The organism is uncultured Acinetobacter sp., assembly GCF_947624825.1.
Lineage (GTDB): Bacteria > Pseudomonadota > Gammaproteobacteria > Pseudomonadales > Moraxellaceae > Acinetobacter.
The window spans coordinates 1-20266 of record NZ_CANQLZ010000035.1 but is presented as its reverse complement, the minus strand read 5'-3'; the positions used below and the strand labels follow the sequence as shown (position 1 = coordinate 20266).

The 20266-nt window shown below is 41.2% G+C and carries 15 protein-coding genes and 1 other RNA gene; 9 read left to right on the top strand and 7 right to left on the bottom strand.

Annotated features, from left to right (window positions below):
* Nucleotides 1-168: 168 nt before the first annotated feature.
* Nucleotides 169-1662, top strand: coding sequence for a sodium/proline symporter PutP (gene putP / locus Q0017_RS09195; protein ID WP_298145736.1), 1494 nt, complete (start codon nucleotides 169-171; stop codon nucleotides 1660-1662).
* 39 nt (nucleotides 1663-1701) lie between these two features.
* Here putP and Q0017_RS09190 read toward each other — a convergent pair whose 3' ends face one another.
* The gene (locus tag Q0017_RS09190) at nucleotides 1702-3324 is read right to left on the bottom strand and encodes an ATP-binding protein (RefSeq protein ID WP_298145733.1); all 1623 of its coding nucleotides are present in this window, start codon (nucleotides 3322-3324) and stop codon (nucleotides 1702-1704) included.
* A 37-nt stretch (nucleotides 3325-3361) separates the two neighbouring features.
* Nucleotides 3362-4078, bottom strand: a complete 717-nt coding sequence (gene bfmR / locus Q0017_RS09185) for a response regulator transcription factor BfmR (protein WP_297424560.1) — start codon at nucleotides 4076-4078, stop codon at nucleotides 3362-3364.
* Nucleotides 4079-4641: 563 nt separating this feature from the next.
* Between bfmR and Q0017_RS09180 the strand changes: the two genes are divergently transcribed.
* The 3 genes from Q0017_RS09180 (at nucleotide 4642) to Q0017_RS09170 (ending at nucleotide 9472) form a co-directional block, all read left to right on the top strand.
* Nucleotides 4642-7458 (top strand): ribonucleoside-diphosphate reductase subunit alpha, encoded by a 2817-nt coding sequence (locus Q0017_RS09180; protein WP_298145730.1) that lies wholly within the window; start codon nucleotides 4642-4644, stop codon nucleotides 7456-7458.
* A gap of 161 nt (nucleotides 7459-7619) precedes the next feature.
* Nucleotides 7620-7745: a hypothetical protein gene (locus Q0017_RS09175; RefSeq protein WP_298145727.1), complete on the top strand. Its 126-nt coding sequence runs from the start codon at nucleotides 7620-7622 to the stop codon at nucleotides 7743-7745.
* A 443-nt stretch (nucleotides 7746-8188) separates the two neighbouring features.
* Nucleotides 8189-9472 carry a ribonucleotide-diphosphate reductase subunit beta gene (locus Q0017_RS09170; RefSeq protein WP_298145723.1) on the top strand — a complete coding sequence of 428 codons (1284 nt, stop codon included), beginning with the start codon at nucleotides 8189-8191 and terminating at the stop codon, nucleotides 9470-9472.
* A 42-nt stretch (nucleotides 9473-9514) separates the two neighbouring features.
* On the opposite strand, the gene Q0017_RS09165 is transcribed toward Q0017_RS09170, so the two are convergent.
* A complete protein-coding gene (locus Q0017_RS09165) occupies nucleotides 9515-10441 on the bottom strand; it encodes a LysR family transcriptional regulator (protein ID WP_298145719.1) in 927 nt (308 codons plus the stop codon).
* 128 nt (nucleotides 10442-10569) lie between these two features.
* Here Q0017_RS09165 and Q0017_RS09160 point away from each other — a divergent pair, with 128 nt between their 5' ends.
* Complete coding sequence (locus tag Q0017_RS09160; RefSeq protein ID WP_298145716.1) at nucleotides 10570-11871, top strand: MFS transporter; 1302 nt, start codon at nucleotides 10570-10572, stop codon at nucleotides 11869-11871.
* 10 nt (nucleotides 11872-11881) lie between these two features.
* Nucleotides 11882-13372, top strand: coding sequence for a M81 family metallopeptidase (locus tag Q0017_RS09155; RefSeq protein ID WP_298145714.1), 1491 nt, complete (start codon nucleotides 11882-11884; stop codon nucleotides 13370-13372).
* 148 nt (nucleotides 13373-13520) lie between these two features.
* On the opposite strand, the gene ssrA is transcribed toward Q0017_RS09155, so the two are convergent.
* Nucleotides 13521-13879: a transfer-messenger RNA gene (gene ssrA, locus Q0017_RS09150) on the bottom strand.
* Nucleotides 13880-14010: 131 nt separating this feature from the next.
* Here ssrA and glpK point away from each other — a divergent pair.
* Both glpK and Q0017_RS09140 read left to right on the top strand, forming a co-directional pair.
* Nucleotides 14011-15507, top strand: coding sequence for a glycerol kinase GlpK (glpK, locus tag Q0017_RS09145; RefSeq protein WP_298145711.1), 1497 nt, complete (start codon nucleotides 14011-14013; stop codon nucleotides 15505-15507).
* Between the two features lie 264 nt (nucleotides 15508-15771).
* Nucleotides 15772-16977: a patatin-like phospholipase family protein gene (locus Q0017_RS09140; protein ID WP_298145708.1), complete on the top strand. Its 1206-nt coding sequence runs from the start codon at nucleotides 15772-15774 to the stop codon at nucleotides 16975-16977.
* 29 nt (nucleotides 16978-17006) lie between these two features.
* Here Q0017_RS09140 and Q0017_RS09135 read toward each other — a convergent pair whose 3' ends face one another.
* Nucleotides 17007-17504 (bottom strand): thioesterase family protein, encoded by a 498-nt coding sequence (locus Q0017_RS09135; protein ID WP_298145705.1) that lies wholly within the window; start codon nucleotides 17502-17504, stop codon nucleotides 17007-17009.
* 90 nt (nucleotides 17505-17594) lie between these two features.
* On the opposite strand from Q0017_RS09135, the gene hemB reads away from it, so the two are divergent.
* Nucleotides 17595-18611 (top strand): porphobilinogen synthase, encoded by a 1017-nt coding sequence (gene hemB, locus Q0017_RS09130; RefSeq protein ID WP_298145772.1) that lies wholly within the window; start codon nucleotides 17595-17597, stop codon nucleotides 18609-18611.
* On the opposite strand, the gene Q0017_RS09125 is transcribed toward hemB, so the two are convergent.
* Nucleotides 18608-19534 (bottom strand): TIGR01777 family oxidoreductase, encoded by a 927-nt coding sequence (locus Q0017_RS09125; RefSeq protein WP_298145702.1) that lies wholly within the window; start codon nucleotides 19532-19534, stop codon nucleotides 18608-18610. The genes hemB and Q0017_RS09125 overlap by 4 nt on opposite strands.
* Nucleotides 19535-19588: 54 nt before the next feature.
* The gene (locus Q0017_RS09120; protein WP_298145700.1) at nucleotides 19589-20035 is read right to left on the bottom strand and encodes an ABZJ_00895 family protein; all 447 of its coding nucleotides are present in this window, start codon (nucleotides 20033-20035) and stop codon (nucleotides 19589-19591) included.
* Between the last annotated feature and the right edge of the window lie 231 nt (nucleotides 20036-20266).

Sequence of the window (20266 nt, the reverse complement as noted above, 5' to 3'; positions counted from 1 at the left end):
TACAACTGCTGTCGCGTTTGTTAAAAACACAGCAGTTGATAAAAAAGTATGGTTAAATTTCGCCTTTGTTTTTTCAACAACTTTAAATTTGTGGTCAGGAATATAGCAAAGTCGTGGCAGATTCAGTCATGGCTTTGTTCAACTGTCCAATTTGAATATGGATGATGTATGAGCTCCCTGAATCCCACGCTGATTACGTTTTTATTTTATATTGTCGCCATGGTGGCGATTGGCTTTATGGCTTATCGTGCCACCGCTAACTTCTCTGACTATATTTTAGGTGGTCGTCGCTTAGGTAGTTTTGTGACTGCTCTTTCGGCGGGTGCTTCAGACATGAGCGGTTGGTTATTAATGGGTTTACCCGGTGCCATTTATCTGTCTGGTCTGTCTGAAATGTGGATCGCGATTGGTCTGATTATTGGTGCATGGCTCAACTGGTTACTCGTCGCAGGGCGTTTACGTGTGCATACCGAAGTTCAGCATAATGCCCTGACCTTGCCGGATTATTTTTCTAATCGTTTTAACGATCAAAAGAAAATTTTGCGTATTGTTTCGGCATTTGTCATCTTAATTTTCTTTGCTATTTACTGTGCATCTGGCATGGTGGCAGGCGCGCGTTTATTTGAAAGCATGTTTGACATGTCGTATACCACTGCGCTTTGGATCAGTGCCATTGCCACCATCAGTTATGTATTTATTGGTGGATTCTTGGCGGTGTCTTGGACAGATACTTTTCAAGCCGGCTTAATGATTTTTGCTTTAATTTTAACGCCTGTTGTGACACTCATGACCTTCTCGGATATGTCACAAGTGACCTTGGCACTTGAAGCGGCACGCCCACAAGCCACCAATTTAGTGGGTGATTTAGGTGTGGTCGCAATTTTATCGTTACTGGCATGGGGTTTAGGTTACTTTGGGCAACCACATATTTTAGTACGCTTTATGGCAGCCGATTCAGTCAAATCCATTCCAAATGCACGTCGTATTGGTATGACATGGATGATCTTATGTCTAGGCGGTGCAGTTGCTGCCGGCTTCTTTGGTATTGCCTATTTTGAAGCCAACCCTGCTATGGCAAGTGTGGTCAATGCCAACCCTGAAACCGTGTTTATGGAACTGACCAAAATTTTGTTTAATCCATGGGTGGCAGGTATTGTTTTGGCAGCAATTTTAGCAGCTGTGATGAGTACGTTAAGTTGTCAACTTTTGGTGTGTTCAAGTACTTTAACCGAAGATTTTTACAAGTCATTATTACGCAAAAATGCCAGCCAAAATGAATTGGTGTGGGTGGGTCGTATTATGGTGTTACTGATTGCCTTACTTGCCATTTGGATGGCGGGCAACCCAGAATCTAAAGTACTCGGTTTGGTTGCTTATGCATGGGCAGGTTTTGGCGCAGCATTTGGCCCTTTAATTATTTTGTCGTTGTTCTGGCGTCGTATGACCTTAAACGGTGCTTTGGCCGGTATGCTGGTAGGTGCGCTCATGGTGATTGTATGGAAAAATGTATGGGGTGATACAGGCATTTATGAAATCATTCCGGGCTTTATCTGTTCAGCGATTGCCATTATTGTGGTGAGTTTATTGGGTAAACAACCCAATGCTGAGGTTACTGATCGTTTTGATGAAGCTGACCGTGTCTATAAAGAAGCCACCAAATAATTTAGCCTCAACAAAAAGCCCGCAATTTGCGGGCTTTTTTTATTTCTTTTTAGTTGGGCGCCCAGGTGGCCACGTCATTACAAAACGCGCCCCACCCAAACGTGGACTTTCATCAATACGAATCTCGCCGCCAAACCAATAGGCAATCCGGCTCACAATGGATAAACCTAAACCATAACCGCCTGATGCACGGGTACGACTATCATCTAAACGGGCAAAGGCTTCAAACACCCGTTCGCGCTCCTCAAGAGGAATGCCCGGCCCATCATCTTCAACACAAATATACGCCATGCCATCTGCGTTTAAGCCACCACTCATAATGACTTGAGTCTCGGCGTAGCGCACGGCATTGCCGACTAAATTTTGAATCACGCGATGTAAATAACGTCGTTCGGTTTCCACTTCCAAACCAATTGGGGGGGCAATTAATTCCAGCACTTTGCCAGTTTTTAAAGCTTCGGTTTCAATTAAAACTTGGTCAAGCACTTCAAATAAAGATACTTGTTCAAAATCTAAAGACGGCATGCCTTGTTCAAGCTTGGCATAAGTCATGATTTCATCAATTAAGGTATTGAGTGCTTCAATATCTTTATCAATCATGTCCATTTGTTGCACACGATAGTCGTAGTCGTCTTCATCAACCAACATCTCTAAAGCAAAACGAATACGTGCTACAGGAGTACGCAACTCATGCGATACCGCACGCATTAACTCACGTTGTGCTTCAATTAAACGTTGGATATGTTCAGCCATGTTGTTATAACTGGTGGCTAAATTGGCAAGCTCATCGGTACCATCAACCGGTAAACGCACCGATAAATCACCACCTTGCATTTGATCTAAAGCCCGATTGACTTCACGTAGCTTGGCTTGCATTGGAATCATTAAGCCATACACCCCTAAACTTAAAATAAATAAGCTCAGTAAAGTAATACCAGCTGCTAATTCAAATGGCATCCAATTAAATAAAGGCACAGAACCAATCACAATCGCTTGACTAGGATCACGCTCAAGTGGGCTAATAATGGAAATGGTGGTACCACGAATCGAAGCATTGTCACGGTATAAAATAATCCCGTTGCCCAAACGCAAACGACTCAGTTGTTCAGAATCTAGATCTAAATCGCGGATACTTTGAATGGTGACAGGATAGGAAAAATGCTGTTGAATATTGGCTAAATATTTGGCTTCTTGACCTGAGTAGTACGCCAAATAATCTTGAATAAACACCGGCAAAAATTTCATTTGCTGTTCAGTGATTTCTTCAATTTGTGCGTACAAGTAATGCTGTGGGTCATTTTTAATGCCCATTACCACATAAGCTACGCCATTTTCTGCTTCATAGCGCACCACCGCTTTTTGCTGCTCAATGCGGCGCAGTTCGGCACGCGACAAGGCAACTTGGTCGGCACCTACATAAAAAATTGGAATGCCCAATAAACTCGAAGCATCTGATATCCAATCTTCTTTTTGTTGCCGATTCGGTTGCCGTGCAATTCCCTCGCTTATGATATAGGCCATACCATCGGTGAGCGATTCACGATATTCTTGCGCACGTTGATAGTTGATCATTTGGGTGAGGATATAACCTGAACAGGCCACCAACACCATCAAAATCAAAAGTCCTGCATAAATGCGCAAAAAAATACTGTGTTTAAACACCAAATAGTCGTCCTACATCAAAAGTGGCGTGAAAAGCTTACATGCCGTTGGTTTCTTTGACAAACAAGTAACCTTTACTGCGTACTGTCTTAATACGTTTTGGATTTTCAGGATCATCGCCAATTTTTGGACGAATACGAGAAATACGCACATCAATTGAACGGTCTTGACCATCATATTCAATGCCACGTAAACGCTCAAAAATGTCTTCACGCGATAAAATACGACCGGCATTAGACGCCAACAACCACAATAAGTCATACTCAGCGCTGGTAAAGTCTACCAAGTTGCCGTTTAAAGTCACTGAGCGACCGCCGTTATCAATCACTAAATCGTCAAATTCAATACGCTGTGCCACTTCGTCTTCAGCAACTTTATCGGTACGACGCAATAAAGCACGAATACGCGCCAATAACACACGCGGTTGCACAGGTTTTGCCACGTAATCGTCAGCACCCATTTCTAGACCCAACACTTGGTCCATATCTTCGGTACGTGCAGTGAGCATTAAAATCGGTTGATGAAAATGCGGACGCACCTCTCGGCAAATGGTTAAACCATCCGCACCCGGTAACATCACATCAAGCACCACCAAATCAGGTTGCTCAGCAATAATACGACGGATGGCGCGATTACCGTCGGTTTCTACCCCAACTTCTAGACCATTACGAATCAAATACTCTTGCGTTAAACGTGCAAGACGTTCGTCATCTTCAACAATTAAAATTTTAGGTAACTTTTCTTCTTGGCTCATGCATAATGCCCCTTTATTAACTTGACGTATCCTTTAAAAATCCAATAGATACGTTTCAATATATCTTGCAATATACACACGTTTACATTGTAAACAAGATGCTATTCACCAAACTGATACATCAAAGTAGCAATTTGTTATATTTTGACGAGCGATGGTAGATAGATTGCTCTTTGCATGAATGACTATATTTTCGCCATGTTATTTTTTAAGCACAAATTGTCTATTTTTTACCTAACAACAATTAAATCTGTGACTTTTTGAGTGTTCCTCAACTTTAGCTATATGCTCTTTTGCCAAGCTTTGCTATGCTATGCCTTATGGGGCAAGGCTTAGCAATTGAGTCTGCCTTTTTTTATTTTTTGGCAGAAGTTGAATTCAAAAATTTTTCTAAAATGTCAATATTGATCTACTACGGATTTTCCCGTATCTTGTGCCCAATCCTACTTTAAACCACTAAGTCTTGTGTTTTTTTACAAACGCTATGGGTAAGTCTTGCCTATTTTAGCCGTGTAAAACCCATACAAACTTATTGGTTAATAAACCAATAAAGAGTTGATGCAATGAGCGTAACCACAGCGACCCCCGGTCAACTTCAAGTGATTAAACGCACTGGTGAAGTTGCCGCTTTTGATGCTGAAAAGATTTCAGTTGCCATTGGCAAAGCATTTTTGGCTGTTGAAGGCCAACCAAGTGCTGAATCTAGCCGTATTCATGATCGTATCGCGCAATTGACCGATATGGTGCTCAATACCTTCAAACGTCGTTTACCATCAGGTGGCACGATCCACATTGAAGAGATTCAAGATCAAGTTGAATTGGCACTGATGCGTACAGGCGAACAAAAAGTGGCGCGTGCTTACGTAATTTATCGCGAACAACGTGCAGAAGCGCGTAAAGCGACCCATGCTCATCATCATCCAACCTTACAAATTTTAGGTCAAAACGGTCAGTTAACACCGCTTGATTTAAGTGAATTAACCGCGACGATTGCAACTGCTGCTGAAGGCTTAGAAGGCATTGATGTTCAAGCAATTGTAGATGAAACCGTGAAGAACTTATACAACGGGGTAAAAGCAACTGACATCTCAACCACAATGATGATGGCAACCCGTACCCGTATTGAACAAGAACCAAACTACACTTACGTGACTGCACGTTTACTACGTGACAACTTGGTAGCAACTGGTCTTGAGTTCTTAGATTTACCAAGCAATACAGCTGAAGGTGATGCTTTAGAGACTTTCTTAAAGAAGGGTATCGAGCTTGACCTTTTATCTCCAGAATTATTGAACTTTGACCTTGTAAAATTGGCAGCTGCGATCAAACCAGAACGCTCAAACCAATTTACTTATTTAGGTCTACAAACTTTATTTGACCGTTACTTCATCCACTCAGATGGCGTACGTTTTGAATTACCGCAATTGTTCTTTATGCGTGTGTCGATGGGCTTAAGCTTAAACGAACAAAACCGTGAAGAACGTGCGATTGAGTTCTATAACTTACTCTCTAGCTTTGATTACATGGCGTCTACACCAACCTTGTTTAACTCAGGTACGCTACGTCCACAGTTATCAAGCTGCTACTTAACCACCATTGCCGATGATCTTTACAACATTTATGGCGCAATGCGTGATAACGCGATGTTGTCAAAATGGGCAGGCGGTTTAGGTAACGACTGGACACCAGTACGTGCTTTAAACTCGTATATCAAAGGCACCAATGGTAAATCACAAGGTGTGGTACCGTTCTTAAAAGTGGCGAATGATACCGCAGTTGCCGTGAACCAAGGTGGTAAGCGTAAAGGTGCAGTATGTGCATACCTTGAAACTTGGCACTTAGACATTGAAGAATTCTTAGAGCTTCGTAAAAACACCGGTGATGACCGTCGTCGTACCCATGACATGAACACAGCCAACTGGGTTCCTGACTTGTTTATGCAGCGTGTCATTGAAGACAAAGAATGGACACTGTTCACACCGTCTGAAACACCAGATTTGCATGATTTGACTGGTTTAGAATTTGCTGAGCGTTATGCTCACTACGAAGGCATTGCTAAAGAAAGCAACATGCTACATAAAGTCATTCGTGCGAAAGACTTATGGCGCAAAATGTTGTCGATGCTGTTTGAAACAGGTCATCCGTGGATCACGTTTAAAGACGTATGTAACTTACGTTCGCCACAACAACACGTAGGCGTGGTGCATTCATCAAACTTGTGTACTGAAATTACCTTAAACACCAACCAAGACGAAATCGCGGTATGTAACTTAGGTTCAATTAACTTAGTACAACACGTTCAAGGTGGTGTGCTCGATCGCGAAAAATTAGCACGTACTGTAAAAACAGCAGTGCGTATGCTTGATAACGTGATTGACATTAACTACTACGCTGTACCACAAGCGCGTAATTCAAACTTAAAACACCGTCCTGTCGGTATGGGTATCATGGGCTTCCAAGATGCATTGTACGAGATGGGTATGGCGTATGGTTCTGATGCGGCTGTGAACTTTGCCGATGAATCAATGGAAGTGATTTCGTACTACGCGATTCAAACCTCTAGCGATTTAGCGCTTGAACGTGGTACTTATGAAACTTTCAAAGGTTCATTATGGGATCAAGGTATTTTACCAATTGACTCATTAAACCTTGTGGCAAAAACACGTCCTGAAGGCATGTTTGAAGTTGACCGTACACAACGTTTGGACTGGGATACTTTACGTAGCAAAGTTCAAAAAGACGGTATGCGTAACTCAAACGTAATGGCGATTGCACCAACAGCTACCATTTCTAACATTTGTGGCGTGTCGCAATCGATTGAACCTACTTTCCAAAACTTATATGTGAAATCAAACCTGTCTGGTGAATTCACAGTGATCAACCCGTACTTAGTCCGTGCGTTAAAAGATCGCGGTCTTTGGGATTCGGTGATGGTGAATGACCTTAAACACTTTGAAGGTTCGGTACAGAAAATTTCTCGTATCCCTGAAGAGTTAAAAGCGATCTTTGCGACAGCGTTTGAAGTTGAGCCACGTTGGATTGTAGATGCAGCATCGCGTCGTCAAAAATGGATTGATCAAGCGCAATCTCTTAACCTTTACATCTCAGGTGCAAACGGTAAGAAACTTGACATTACCTATAAAATGGCGTGGTTACGTGGTCTTAAAACCACTTACTACCTACGTGCTTTAGGTGCAACTTCTGCTGAGAAATCGACGATTAATACCGGCGCGTTAAACGCTGTAAAATCAACGATTGCTCCAACAGCTGCACCTGTAGAAGCTAAACCTGCTGCGGCAGAAGAAGATGGTTTTGCGCAAGCAGCACCAGTACCACAAGCATGTTCAATTGATAATCCTGATTGTGAGGCTTGTCAGTAATGGAAAAAACATCTATGGGTTTAGTGATTATGTTTACAATCTCTATGATAGTTCTAGTTGGACTAATTAAGTTCTAGTCTTATCAAAAGAACATTAGCCTCTTAAGTGAGGCTTTTGTTCAACCTATAGATAATTCATTTAAGCTAAAAAAGGAAATTTTCATGGAAACAATGACCCCAAACTATATGTTAGGACTTGCTGCCCTGATTATTTCCTTTGCTATTTTGTTTTATGTTCCTGTGGCTTACTTTTTACTAAAGGTTCGAAAAAATAAAAAAATTAAGTAAGGTGATCAATTTTTCTTGATCAAATAATCTACAACATAATCATTTTTAAACTGTCTTCATTCTTCAGCTAAATACCAATTTCACCAACCTAAAAAAGGGTGAGCTTTGGCATATCTATGCAATATAAATAGATGATTTTTTTACAATTATTATTTATATTAAAAACAAACATCTAAATAATCTTAGAGCATCTTTTAGCCTCAATACACATTTTTGGACTATCAAATTTAGCCCTTTCTGACTACAATATGCGGCAAATTTCAAAACTTTCTATATACCTAAATTATTCGCATCCTTTCTTATGAGTGACTTCCTTCTTCCATTTGAGGAAAGTAGATCAATCAAGAAGAAATCATATTAATGCAAAATATTAGGCGTATAGTCATGACATCTTCTTTGTTGATGATGTCTAAACCAGATACAAAGCAACGAAGAGAAACACTATGTCTATCCTAAGCTGGGACGATTTCGAAGATGATTCGCAAAAATCGGCTGCACCTGAACAGCAGCCTACGCCCGTCGAACCGCAAAAAGCGGCTGATTCGCAAGTGGTATCTCATACAGAGCAGCCACAGAAGAATGTGGCAGCACCACAACCCACTACAACCTATCGTGGAGCCGCAGCAGATTCAACCGATCCGCTGGCAAGAGCATCTCACGCTCTAAATAACTTAGACGCAACACCGGGTCTTGAAGAACTTGAGATGGGTGCGCAGCGTGTTCAAGTTGATGATAAAGCCATGATCAACTGTCGTGCTGACTTAAACCAATTGGTTCCATTTAAATACGAATGGGCGTGGCAAAAATATCTAGATGGTTGTGCTAACCACTGGATGCCACAAGAAGTCAACATGAACCACGACATCGCCTTGTGGAAATCAGAAGACGGCTTAACTGAAGATGAACGTACTATTGTAATGCGCTCATTGGGCTTTTTCTCGACTGCCGATTCTTTGGTTGCCAACAACTTGGTACTTGCCATCTATCGTCACATTACTAACCCTGAATGTCGTCAATACTTATTGCGTCAAGCATTTGAAGAAGCAATTCATACCCATGCTTACCAATACTGTATCGAATCTTTAGGGATGGATGAAGGTGAAGTATTTAACATGTACCGCGAAGTGCCATCGGTGGCACGTAAAGCGGCATGGGGCTTAAAGTATACCCAATCTTTAACTGATCCGACCTTTAAAACAGGTACACCTGAAAACGATCAAATTTTGCTACGTAACTTGATTGCATTTTACTGTGTGTTAGAAGGGATCTTCTTCTACTGTGGTTTTAGCCAAATCTTGTCGATGGGTCGTCGTAACAAGATGAATGGTGTTGCTGAGCAATTCCAATACATCTTACGTGATGAATCAATGCACTTGAACTTTGGTATCGACATGATTAACCAAATCAAGAATGAAAACCCACAGTTATGGACAGCTGAATTCCAACAAGAAATCATTCAAATGATTCTTGAAGGTACCATGCTTGAAATTGAATATGCCAAAGACACCATGCCACGCGGCGTGTTGGGCATGAACGCTGCAATGATGGAAGAATACTTAAAATTCATTGCAAACCGTCGTTTGGCTCAATTGGGTTTACCTGAACAATTTGTGGGCGTCACCAATCCATTCCAATGGATGTCTGAAATGATGGACTTACGTAAAGAGAAAAACTTCTTTGAAACACGCGTAACCGATTATCAAACGGGTGGTGCGTTAAGCTGGTAACAGTTTAAGCCGAAAAAATCCTGCCTTAATGGCGGGATTTTTTTAACGTAAATTAAAACTGGCACGAATGCGATCTAGTAACACGCGCTGTGAATCTGAGATATTTGCACCCTTACGTATTAATAATTGTGTTTTAGCTTGTTGAAAAGTGATTGAATCAATTTCAAGTACATCGACCTGCCCTGCTTCAACCGCAGTACCAATATCAGCATAACGCATTGCAGAAATGCCATGCCCTGCAATCACATAATTTTTAAGTGCTGTAATGGAGTTTGTAGTTAAAGCTATATTTAAAGAGATGTTTAAACGCAGCAATTCGGCATCTAAAAGTTGCCGAAAACCATGCCCTACCGACATCACAGCAAATTTATATTGCAGCGTTTCTGCCAAGGATACAGCACGGTTTTGCATAGTTAAAACATGCCCTTTAGGTACTGCTAAAATAAAAGGTTCTTCGCGTTCTGCAATCACTTTAATTTCAGGGTGCAGTGGCGGATTATATGCCAAGCCAATATGGGCTAAGCCTTCACTAATCTGCCGAATAACATCATGTACGCCCATCAACTCCAACTGTAATTGCACATCAGGATACGCCGCATGCATGTGTTTAAGTACGTCATAAATTAAATCTTGTAAGTAACTTTCACTTGAAACCAAATTCACTTTGGCCAATTGCGCAGATTGAAGTTGTGCTAATTGATCAAACAAAGCCAACTCACGTTTCTGATTTTCCTCAAAATATTCTAATACCACATACGCAGCTTCGGTGGGTACCACATTACGACCACGGCGCTCAAACAGTTGTGTTTTTAATTCAGCTTCAAATAATTGGATTTGTCGGCTAATTGCAGATTGTTCGATGTTGAGTAAATCTGCGGTCTTGCGAATCGAGCCTAATAGCATCACGTTATAAAAATAACGCAGTCTTTTTTCATTGATACCCACTAAGGGTAAGGTCTGTTTTGACATAGTTTTGTATTTATTATTGATGCTTTTAAAGCATCATTATTAATAAAACCCTGCCTTGTTATCAAGTGCTCAAGCTGCCTAAACTCGTTACAAAGCAAAAATAAGAATTAAGCCACAGGAGTTTGTTCATGAAAGAACAAAAAATTGACAGGATGTATCAAAAAATTAGTTGGCGTTTATTGCCATTTTTATTGTTGTGCTATTTCTTCGCTTATCTAGACCGTATTAACATTGGTTTTGCCAAACTGCAAATGCAGCAGGATTTAGGTTTTAGTGATGCAATTTATGGCATGGCTGCCGGTATTTTCTTTTTAGGTTATGTCATTTTTGAAGTCCCTACCAATTTATATTTTAATAAAGTAGGTGCACGTAAAACCTTTATGCGCATTATGGTGCTGTGGGGAATCACCTCTATGTCCATGTTGTTTGTGACCACGCCCACCATGTTTTATGTGTTGCGTTTCTTACTTGGAGTGTTTGAAGCTGGTTTTGCACCAGGTTTAATTTTTTACCTTACCTATTGGTATTCAGGTGCACGTATGGCGCGTGTTATGGCTATTGTCATGTTAGCAGCACCACTTGGAGGCATGTTAGGTGCACCGTTATCCACACAAATTATGACCCATATGCATAACATCTATCATATGGCAGGTTGGCAATGGCTATTTTTACTGGAAGGTTTTCCAACCGTCTTATTAGGCATCATGGCTTATTTTTATTTGGTCGATCATCCACAAGATGCTAAATGGTTAAGCCAAGATGAGAAAAAGCTGCTCCAAGAAGAGATTCAACACCATCAGGCTCAACAGACCCATAAAGGCTTTAAAAGCGTACTTAAAGATCCATGGATTTATTTCATGGCTTTAGGATATTTCAGCATTATCAGCGGGATTTATGCTGTGGGCTTTTGGTTGCCGTCATTACTCAAAACGAGCGGCATTCAAAGTCTAACCATGATTGGTTGGCTGGTTGCAATCCCCTATTTACTCAGCGCCATTATGATGAATATCTTTGCCCGTCGCTCTGATCGTTATCAAGAACGTAAATGGCACAGTATTTTACCAACCTTATTTGCCGGTGTGTGTTTATCGGTGTCAGTCATAAGCGGCAATTTTATCTTGTCTTTTATTGCCATTTGTTTTGCTACAGGTTTTATGTTTGTGGGTTATACCATTTTTTGGTCTATTCCTTCTCAATACTTAAGCGGCACTGCTGCTGCAGGCGGTATTGCACTGATCAATAGTATTGGTCTTATGGGTGGTTTTGTCAGCCCAAATATTATGGCCTTTGCCCAAAGCAGCACTCACTCCTTGGTCGCAGGTTGGATCGCTATTGCTGTACTGCTTGGCTTTGGTTCTCTTTTGCTTTGGTATGCCTTCCATTTAAAAAAAGCATGTCACCCCCTGAACACTCTTCGTGCTACTTCATAAGGATAATAAAATGCCAATCATTGCAATTGCTGGTTTTCAGCATGAAACCAATACTTTCGCCCCAAGCCTTGCCCGCTATGAAGATTTTATTCATGGAGGAGGTTTTCCCGGACTTACCCGTGGTCAAGCACTGTTAAAATTTTCCAATCAAAATATTCCAATAGGAGGTTTTATCCACACTGCACAACAGTTAGGTTATCAGCTACACCCAATTCTTTGGGCAGGTGCATCTCCTTCAGCTCATGTTGAGCAACACACTTACGAGAAAATCTGTAATGAAATTTTAGATGGGCTTAGGGCACAGCCTGTTGATGCGATTTATTTAGATTTACATGGTGCAATGGTCGCAGAACATCTAGATGATGGCGAAGGAGAATTACTACAACGCATTCGTGCTTTGGTAGGACAAGATATACCCATTGTGACCAGTTTGGATTTTCATGCCAATGTCACTCAGCTTATGTTTAAACACAGTACCGCAATGTTGGCTTATCGCACCTATCCACATATTGATATGGCTGAAACTGGAGCACGCTGTGCACAGGTATTACATGATATCTTACAAGGTCAGAAACTCTATAAACACTATTATAAACTGCCATTTTTAATTGCATTAAATGCTCAATGCACTGATTTAGAACCTGCTAAAAGCACCTTTGCCCATTTAAAAGCACTAGAACAACAAAGTGGTGTTTTGCTAAATTTTACTCCCGGTTTTCCTGCGGCAGACTTTTCAGAATGCGGGGCGACACTTTGGGCTTATAGTGCTGATATAGGTTCATTACAACAAGTGATGCAGCAATATCAAACCCAATTGCTTGCAGATGAAGCGAAATGGCATATGGATTTTTTACAACCTGAGGCCGCTATTCGTGAGGCAGAATATTTATTTGATATCCATAAAAAACCGATTATTATTGCAGATACACAAGATAATCCCGGTGCTGGTGGTGACTCAAATACCACAGGTATGTTGCATGCCTTAGTCAAAGCCAAAGCGCAACGAGCCTTAGTGGGTTTAATTTGCGATGCAAAGACTGTGCAGGCAACCAATCAACTTCAACTTGGCGATCATTTCTATGCACAGCTCGGTGGCACAACCCATGGCGACCCAGCACTTTGCGGTGAGTTTGTATTAAAGGCACGCCATGTAGGTCAATTCAATTATCAAGGACCCATGATGCATGGCGTTGCTGTAGATATTGGTCAAAGTATTTTAGTATCTTATCAAGGCATTGATATTGCTGTAAGTTCCTATAAAGCACAACTGTTAGACAGAGTGATGTTTAAAATTTTTAACATCCTGCCTGAAGATTATCGATTGATTGTGGTTAAAAGCTCGGTACATTTTCGTGCAGACTTTACCGACATGAGTGGCGCAATCTTAGTCGCCAAAGCACAAGGCCCTATGCTAGCTGATCCTCGTGATTTAAATTGGCAAAATATTAATCCTGAAATACGTTTAGCCCCACTTTCTGCAAGTTTAAAATCATCAGCTTAAATCAAAAATTAGCCTATTTGGAGAAATAGGCTAAACATTTATTAGCATTATTTGTATATATTTAAGCATAAAAAAAGGCTTGATCCCTTTAGAATCAAGCCTTTTTGCCTTATATAACGCTATATTTTGTTATATTCAGCTAGGTATTTGGTGGAGGTGGCGGGAGTTGAACCCGCGTCCGCCAGCACTACGCTCGAGAATACTACATGCTTAGATATCGTCTATTGTTTTAACCCTTTGCGACCCGACGAACAGGATGCTCAGGCGATCCTCTAAATTTAGTACAAAGCCCCGAGGCGTGGCTTTAATACGGACTTGTGTGCGTGCGCTTCAGTCGGACTCTCTAACCACAAGTATTCGGAGAGGCGGACAAGCTGCCCTTAGGCAGCTAGAGCGTATGATTCGTCGTTTGCGACTAAAAAATGCAAATTTGATTTACGAGAGAAAATGCGCTCTCGGCATGCATCTATGAGTTTCATCACCAGCGTCGAAGCCAGAAACACCCCCAAAGTACGGGCTAATCATAGCATAACTTTCAACGATTACGAGGCTATTTACGAAGAATTTCATGTGACTTTCTGCGTTTGATTGATAAATTAGGTTAATATTTTGACTTTCAAGCACTCTATTATAAAAATATGCGCTATTTACTCGCTTTAGATCAAGGCACAACCTCAAGCCGTGCCATCATTTTTAATCAAAAAGGTGAAATCCAAGCCACGGCGCAGCGTGAAACCCAAATAGCAACCCCACATTCAGGTTGGGTAGAACAAGATGCCCATGAAATTTGGAGCAACCAATTGGGCGTAGTACAACAAGCCCTTGCCGCGGCAGGCTTGCTTGCCAAAGATATTGCCGCATTGGGTTTAACCAATCAAAGAGAAACGACAGTGGTGTGGGACAAACGCACAGGACGTGCCCTAGCACCTGCTATTATTTGGCAAGATCGCAGAGCAAGTAGATGGTGCCAAACCCTGATTGAGCAAGGCTTAAGTCCTAAAATCTTTGCCAGCACAGGGCTGCGTATTGACCCTTATTTTAGTGCAGGCAAATTGGTGTGGTTGCTAGAGCATGTGTCTGGTTTACGCCAACTTGCCGAGCAAGGCCATGCCGCTTTTGGCACCATAGACAGTTGGCTGCTGTGGAATTTAACCCAAGGTGCTGAACATGTGATTGAAGCCAGTAATGCTTCACGTACCATGCTAATGAATTTACAGCATCAAACATGGGATCAAGGGCTACTTGAGCACTTTAATATTCCACAGAAAATTCTACCACGTATTATTCAATCAGATGACTATATTGCAGATACAGCACCGGGCTTATTGGGTGCACGTATTCCAATTACTGGTGTCTTAGGTGATCAACATGCCGCCCTGTTTGGTCAAGCCTGCTTTAAAGCAGGTACTGCCAAAAACACCTATGGCACGGGCTGCTTTATGCTGTTTAATACCGGATACCAAATTCAGCTCAGTGACAATCAATTACTATCCACCTTAGCATGGCACGCGCAAAACCAAGCCACTTATGCCCTAGAAGGCAGTGTTTTTATGGCAGGCGCAATTGTGCAATGGCTACGCGATGGTTTAGGAATTTTACAACACAGCCACGATATAGAAAAACTTGCCGCTCAAGTCAGCGATACCGAAGGCGTGGTATTGGTGCCTGCCTTTACTGGGCTTGGCGCACCGCATTGGGACAGTGAAGCACGCGCTTTACTATGTGGTATGTCTCGTGGCACCACCAAACACCATATTGCACGTGCTGCTTTAGAAGCGATTGCCTTTCAAGTGGCAGACGTTTTAAGCGCCATGCAATCTGACGTTGGTCAAGGCTTAACCGAGCTACGCGTAGATGGTGGAGCAAGCCAAAATAATATGCTGATGCAATTTCAAGCCGATATTTTAAATGTCCCCGTCCTGCGTCCTAAAATGCTCGAATCTACCGCATGGGGCGCAGCAGCCATGGCAGGTTTAAAAGTGGGCGTATTTGATTGTTTAGACGATATTGCGGCGTGTTGGCAACTTGATCGGGCTTTTGAACCCAACATGCAAGCCGCCGAGCGTGAAGCACATTTAGCCAAATGGCATGCTGCGCTACAACGCGCTAAATCAAATAACGAACCTCTCACCTAACCTTATACGTTCATAGTGTTATACACAGGATCAAATGAAAAATCTTCTATTTTAATTTTTTCATTATCAAGGGCTATAATTAAAAAAAAGAGGAGATCATGATAATGAAAACATCCAACTCCCTTAAATTGAGCCAGATCATCACTCATAATTGTAAGATTCAAAATCTAATCGCAGATATTCAACACACGATTCAAACCCAACCTATTTCAGATATTGTAGATGATCAAGGGCATCAATATGTCGATTTAGTCTTAGAAGGCGGTGGGGGCCCTAGCCGGCTATACCTACGCTTTAGAGCAAGCAGGTATTCGCTTTTTAAATATTGCCGGAACGTCTACTGGTGCAATTAATGCCGTATTTTTAGCAACGCTCGCTAAACCAAATGAAATACGCAGCATCAAGTTAACTGACGTATTAGATAACATGCCCATGGAGAAATTTATTGATGGTGGAAGGGCTGCCAAAGCTTTCGTCACAGCCATGCAAGAAAAGCCTGATGGCTTCGTGGATAAAATCCCTGAACTGCTCATCTTAGCCTATGATAAAATTTTTAAACAAAAAAAATGGGGGATGAATTCAGGAGATGAGTTTGGAAAATGGCTCGATCAAAACCTCCACGTTCAGCATCCTGATGAGTTAAAATCAATCTTACAGCTTGCGCCCAATGTACTCAAAATTCGTTCTGGAGGTGCTACTTACCAAGCATGTGAGAATGTAGAGGACAAAAAAACCGAAGCACAGCGTTTAGAAAATATTCACAACAATATCAAGCTATCGATTGTCACTGCTGATGTTACAACTCAAAGCAAGATCATTTTTCCTGAGATGGCAGAGCTGTTCGAGTTTAAAAATAACAATCACTTGACACAATTTACTCGCGCCTCTATGGCTATTCCATTATTCTTTGAACCTGTAGTTTTAACAGCCCATCCTAATCAAAAGATTTGGAATGAATATGTCTCTTACCAAGGTTCAATACCTACAGGACAAAAATGTTACTTAGTTGATGGTGGAATTATGTCTAATTTCCCGATTGATATTTTTCACCAACGGAAATATGTACCCTTATGCCCCACCTTTGGGGTAAAACTCGATACCGATCGCACTCAACCAAATGAAACCGCAAAGATTATTAAGTTTTTAGGCGCTTTGTTTGATACAGCACGACATACCTCTGATTTTAATTTTTTACACAAAAATGATGATTACACTCAACTCATTACTTATATTGACATTGCATCACATAAAATCCCTAAAAAAATTAAAACAGGCCTATTCAACTTAAAAAGCAAAACCGAAGATGTGAGTAAATTTCATTGGTTAGACTTCAACATGCCGACCGACAAGAAAGTTGAACTTTTTACAATTGGTGTTAAAGCTGCGCATGATTTTATAACAGCCAATAAAGGTACGCCCTTTAATTGGGATCATTATAAAACAACGCGTCAAAACTTGATTGATACATAAAAAAAGACCCGTTTTAGGGTCTTTTTACATCAATAGGCATAAGAGGCTATCGCGGTGGCAATCAATTCATCTTGATCATTGACCATATTCATACGCATGGTACAGCCTTTACGTCCCATGCGTAGTGCTTCAGCAGTCGCAATAAAATATTCACCACGTCCGGGTTTTAAATAATCTACGCGGATATCCAAAGTGGCAACCCGTGCCACTTGCATACTCACCTGCTCAAAATTTTCTTTGGTGGCACGCTGATAAAGCTCTGCCATCGCCACAATACCACCTACACTATCTAGCACCGTTGCCGTTGAGCCACCGTGTAAAATCTGATATTGCATATTGCCAATCAAATGTGGCTGCATGGCAACATAAGCTTGGATCTGACCATCGACCACACGCATCTGCATCGCATTATGTTGAAAAAATGGCGAACTATTAAAGGCTTGGCATAACTTTTCAACAACTGCATTAATTTCAACTTTTTCGCCAAGATTTAACTCACCAGTCCACTTTTTCACAGCATCATTCATTTTTTCAAATACCTTAACAACAATTTACAATGATCAAAGCCGTATTATAGGGCTACAATAAAGTAAATTTTAATACAAAACATTAGGATTATTATGTATAGCTTTAATCGTCCAGCTTTTCCTGCAACCCGTATGCGTCGTATTCGTAAAAATGAGCATTTACGTTCTATGGTACGTGAAACCCATCTTTCAGCAGATCATTTAATTTATCCGGTGTTTGTTTTACCAGGACACAATCAAACTGAAGATATCGCAAGTATGCCTAATGTACAGCGTTTATCGGCAGATCTATTATTAAAAAAAGCCGAGCGTTTACTTGAACTTGGCGTTTCAAAACTTGCCTTGTTCCCTGTGACTCCTCAAGAAGATAAGAGTTTACTTGCAGAAGCAGCATGGCGCGATGATGGTTTAGTCCAAAGTACGGTACGTTTATTGAAAAAAGAATTACCTGAGATGGTACTCATTACCGATGGCGCACTCGACCCATACACCACACACGGTCAAGACGGTATTTTAGATGAATCCGGTTATGTGCTGAATGATGAAACGGTAGAGGCCTTAATTCAACAAGGTTTAAGTCATGCCGAAGCGGGTGCTGATATCTTTGCCCCAAGTGACATGATGGATGGACGTATTGGTGCAATCCGTCAAGCCTTTGAAGCCAATGGACATATTTATACCAATATTATGGCCTATTCAGCCAAATATGCCTCAAGCTTTTATGGCCCATTTCGTGATGCGGTGGGTTCTGCCAGCAACTTAAAAGGCGGTAACAAATATACCTATCAAATGGATATTGGCAACCGTGCCGAAGCTTTACATGAAATCGCGCTTGATATTCAAGAAGGCGCAGATATGGTGATTGTAAAACCAGGAATGCCATATTTAGATATTGTACGTGAAGTTAAAGATACCTTTGGTGTACCAACATTTGTATACCAAGTTAGTGGTGAATACGCCATGTTAGCCGGTGCAATCCAAAATGGTTGGTTATCTGATAGCGTGATTCTTGAGTCACTCATGAGCTGCCGCCGCGCAGGTGCTGACGGCATTTGGACTTACTTTGCAGAAGAAGCTGCGCTTAAACTCAAAGATATGTCAGCTTAATCAGGTTCAGCGATTGCTGATCTTTTGACGTGCTCTAGGTTACTTAAAGCATGGTGTAGGCTTTGAAAATGAAACACAAAGCCTGCATCTTGTAACTGCTGAGGTAGCACAAATTGACCATTTAAAATCAATTGTGATTGCTCACCCATGAGTTTTTCAAACAACCATGCCGGTGCATTTAATAAAGGACGTCTTTTTAATAACTCAGCAGCTTGTGTGACAAACTGCGCTTGCGTCGTTAACTCGGGTGCCACCACATTAAAAATCCGCGCATTGGTTGGGGTACGCATTAAAAATTCAATTGCTCTGAGTACATCATGTATATGTACCCACACTACAGGCTGCTGCCCGCTGCCAATTTTCCCCACTAAACTCCATTTAATCGGTAACAGCATTTGCGGTAATATTCCACCACGTTTACCAAACACCACCCCCAAACGCATAATTTTGGTATTAAATTGACTAAATTGCAGCGCACTGTATTCCCATTTTTGACATAACTGTGCCATAAAAATATTTTGACTTGGGCTAGCTTCTGAGCAAGGCTCTGACCATGTTAATGTCGGATCAATACCGTAATAACCCACTGCCGAACCTGAAATAATACTTTTGGGCATGATATTGGCTTGAATTAGGTATTGGTACAGTGCTGTCGTCGTGTCTACACGACTGCTAATTAACTTTTGCTTACGCGCTGCTGTCCAACGCCCTTGACCTACACTCTCGCCAGCTAAATTGACCACATAATCAAGATTGCTACGTGTAATTTGGTTAAAATCGGTAATCCATGTTAAGCCGTGACCTGACTCACGCGCTTGACGGCTCAAAGCAATCACCTCATAGCCACGCTTGAGCAAAAATTCAATTAAATGGGTGCCAATAAATCCACTCGCCCCAGTGACTAAAACAGATGGTTTGTCCATGCAATACCTATTTAGATCATTCTTATTCTCTTAGACCTAGCATACATGATCTGACTATTTTATGGACGAAAACATTTTTGCAGCCATTCTTTTGGCTTGTGGTCCATAAAACCAAAACACAATCAGATAAAATGGAATCATAAAGATCAATAAGCGCGTAATCAGCAGTAGCTGAAAATCAAGATTAAAAGCTTGTTTAAGCCAAAGCTCAAATACATTGGGAATGCTCAAGTTAAAAATTAAGGGTCCAACCACGGCAAAAATATAGTTGTATAAGAAGAAAATGAGTACATAAATCAAGCTAAAACGATTACGCTCTACAGAGCTTGGCGCACGGCGCTCACGCTTTAAAAAGTGAAATAACAGCAAAACGATGCTAATCAAAAAAGGAAATGCGGTGAGTACTTGCCCCATGCCCTGTGGTAACAACGCAGCGACTACACCAACCAGCATAGTCAACAACACCAAATAAATAAAAAATCTTAAGAAATATTTCCACATATGCCGCATTGCTCCTGCTTTAAAACTTTATTGGAGCACAGTATAGAAAAAAATTGAGTTTTTTTAAGTTTTATTGTCAACCAATCAGCTACATCAAACGTTATAAAATTATAGGACTGTAGCAGCCAAAAGCTTTGATGATGGCATCTGAAAATTTTGCTGACCTTACAGTAATAATAATAAATTTTGTTTGATCTAGGTGTAGCAGCCACTGATGTTCTTGCAAAAGAC

Bases quoted from the DNA above. Each gene is read 5' to 3' on its own strand.
- Q0017_RS09120 (WP_298145700.1), bottom strand. From the start codon at position 20,035: ATGTGGAAATATTTCTTAAGATTTTTTATTTATTTGGTGTTGTTGACT.
- Q0017_RS09125 (WP_298145702.1), bottom strand. From the start codon at position 19,534: ATGGACAAACCATCTGTTTTAGTCACTGGGGCGAGTGGATTTATTGGC.
- Q0017_RS09165 (WP_298145719.1), bottom strand. From the start codon at position 10,441: ATGTCAAAACAGACCTTACCCTTAGTGGGTATCAATGAAAAAAGACTG.
- Q0017_RS09180 (WP_298145730.1), top strand. From the start codon at position 4,642: ATGAGCGTAACCACAGCGACCCCCGGTCAACTTCAAGTGATTAAACGC.
- Q0017_RS09135 (WP_298145705.1), bottom strand. From the start codon at position 17,504: ATGAATGATGCTGTGAAAAAGTGGACTGGTGAGTTAAATCTTGGCGAA.
- Q0017_RS09170 (WP_298145723.1), top strand. From the start codon at position 8,189: ATGTCTATCCTAAGCTGGGACGATTTCGAAGATGATTCGCAAAAATCG.
- bfmR (WP_297424560.1), bottom strand. From the start codon at position 4,078: ATGAGCCAAGAAGAAAAGTTACCTAAAATTTTAATTGTTGAAGATGAC.
- Q0017_RS09160 (WP_298145716.1), top strand. From the start codon at position 10,570: ATGAAAGAACAAAAAATTGACAGGATGTATCAAAAAATTAGTTGGCGT.
- Q0017_RS09155 (WP_298145714.1), top strand. From the start codon at position 11,882: ATGCCAATCATTGCAATTGCTGGTTTTCAGCATGAAACCAATACTTTC.
- putP (WP_298145736.1), top strand. From the start codon at position 169: ATGAGCTCCCTGAATCCCACGCTGATTACGTTTTTATTTTATATTGTC.
- Q0017_RS09175 (WP_298145727.1), top strand. From the start codon at position 7,620: ATGGAAACAATGACCCCAAACTATATGTTAGGACTTGCTGCCCTGATT.
- glpK (WP_298145711.1), top strand. From the start codon at position 14,011: ATGCGCTATTTACTCGCTTTAGATCAAGGCACAACCTCAAGCCGTGCC.